The following is a 1,789-nucleotide window of genomic DNA, read 5'->3' as shown; positions in this document are numbered from 1 at the left end:
TGTAAAGCTTGTATACTAAGGCTTTGAGTTTTTGTTAAATTGATATTTATCAACTTTAGAGCATTGCTGGGCAGAGAGGGAGCTTGAGGAATTTTCTACAGTGTAAGTTCGGAAGAACCTCTTTTTTATCCTCCTCTGTCGGAGTGGCTCTCTTATTCTTTGTGTGATCAGTTTAACTTGCATAGGAGCGATCTTTGTGTCCTTTGTGTCTCTGTGGTTCATTCCACTTGCTCGCCAGACTATATCTTAGAACACATTTTACCCACCAAACCCAAGAGAGCCTGGGAACCTCCTGTCTCCTCACCCAAGAGAAGATTTTTGATTTTTGCAGGAGAGCCACTGATAGGGGCTGACTGAGATATAATCGCAGTCAGTACCAGAGGGTGAATTATGGATAAAACCAGCTTGATCGATAAAGTGAAACAAATGGCTAATAAACGCGATTATTTACTGCAATTGCGCGATAAACCCGACATTGGGGGACTGAGATTAGATGTTAATCAAGCTCTTGAGGAGTTGGATGAATTACTCGATGAGTTTCAAGCAACTTTTCCTGAAGAAAAACTTAGTTAACTATCCGACTCGATGGAATTGAGATTTGTCCGATTGTGCTAATTTTCCCAAGTCATCGATCGCTTTGATCATATCTTGGGAAGATATATCTTTAGAGCAGTATAGATCAAAGGCTGTAGTTTGATTATTTTTTTCCATTGGAAGATTTGCCAAGGAACTATAGGCGATAATGCGGACATGGGGGTCGAATTGTTTGATATGAATAGCGGCGCTGTGTCCATCTAAGACAGGCATCCGTACATCTAAAATAATTACATCCGGTTGACAACTTTTCGCCAAGTCGATCGCCTGTTGACCATTAACCGCAATTCCCACCACCTGACAATGCGGCTGCTGGGAAATTAAAGTCTTGAGTCCTAAACAAGTTAGATCGTGATCGTCGGCAATCAAGACTTTAATTAGGTCTATCGGCTTCATGATTATTTTCCTTTCCCTAGAGGTCTCACTTGTTATCATTGTAGAGCCTGTTGATCTTTTGGACTTAACTTCACGACACTTCCCATCACCCCATCACCCATCTCCCCAATTCATAATTTATAATTCCCCCACTCTCTTCTCTCTTTGCTCTTCTCCCTTCTCCCCAACTCCCACTCTGCAATAACTACTGGCAGCCAGAAATACGTTCGTTTATATCACACTTTGTGCTTTTTGTCAAAAAAACTTTTTCTTTGCAATAAAACTACACAAAAAAAAGATCGTCGTTGTCGGTGAAATTGACTAATTTACCCGTTTTAATTAGGATCACCTTGTAGGTGTGGCAAGGGTTTCAACCATTGCTGCCCAAAAAAGCACAAAGTAACCCACCATGAAATTATATCAAATCGCTGTAACCATTACAACATCGTTGTTAAATAAAAATCTTTCTCAATTAATTCTTAAGAATTTGTAAATATTGCGGAATGTTAATTTAAATATTCTCAAGCTGTTGGAGTCAATAGATAATTTTTGCTTATCTTTGTCGGAAAATAGAACTCCTGTAAAAATCCAACATCTACCATTGGGCTAGAATTCTCCGAGTCAGGAGATTATTTTTATTTATTCTTCCCACTTCATAATTCATAATTCATAATTCCCCTTCTCCCCCACTGTTTACTTAAAACCCCCCACTGATCACTGATCACTGAAAAAAGCCTAACTTTGGGCAAAAATCTGGTTTGTGTCCCCTCTTAGCGGTAAAATTTCTACATCTGGACCGTCGAAAAGTATAAGTTTTGTA

At 39.2% G+C, this 1,789-nt stretch carries 2 protein-coding genes; one reads left to right on the top strand and one right to left on the bottom strand.

Annotated features, from left to right (window positions below):
• Positions 1 to 390 precede the first annotated feature (390 nt).
• The gene (locus tag PX484_RS05130; RefSeq protein ID WP_002734024.1) at positions 391 to 573 is read left to right on the top strand and encodes a hypothetical protein; all 183 of its coding nucleotides are present in this window, start codon (positions 391 to 393) and stop codon (positions 571 to 573) included.
• Here PX484_RS05130 and PX484_RS05125 read toward each other — a convergent pair whose 3' ends face one another.
• Positions 574 to 1,029, bottom strand: coding sequence for a response regulator (locus PX484_RS05125; protein ID WP_287664898.1), 456 nt, complete (start codon positions 1,027 to 1,029; stop codon positions 574 to 576).
• Positions 1,030 to 1,789 lie beyond the last annotated feature (760 nt).

This window comes from Microcystis sp. M49636_WE2 (assembly GCF_030065375.1).
GTDB classification, from domain to species: domain Bacteria; phylum Cyanobacteriota; class Cyanobacteriia; order Cyanobacteriales; family Microcystaceae; genus Microcystis; species Microcystis aeruginosa_C.
Note: the sequence above shows the minus strand (reverse complement) of the source record. Positions and strands in the feature narration are given on the sequence as shown.

Coding starts and splice junctions, on each gene's coding strand:
- PX484_RS05130 (WP_002734024.1), top strand. CDS start 391: ATGGATAAAACCAGCTTGATCGATAAAGTGAAACAAATGGCTAATAAA.
- PX484_RS05125 (WP_287664898.1), bottom strand. CDS start 1,029: ATGATAACAAGTGAGACCTCTAGGGAAAGGAAAATAATCATGAAGCCG.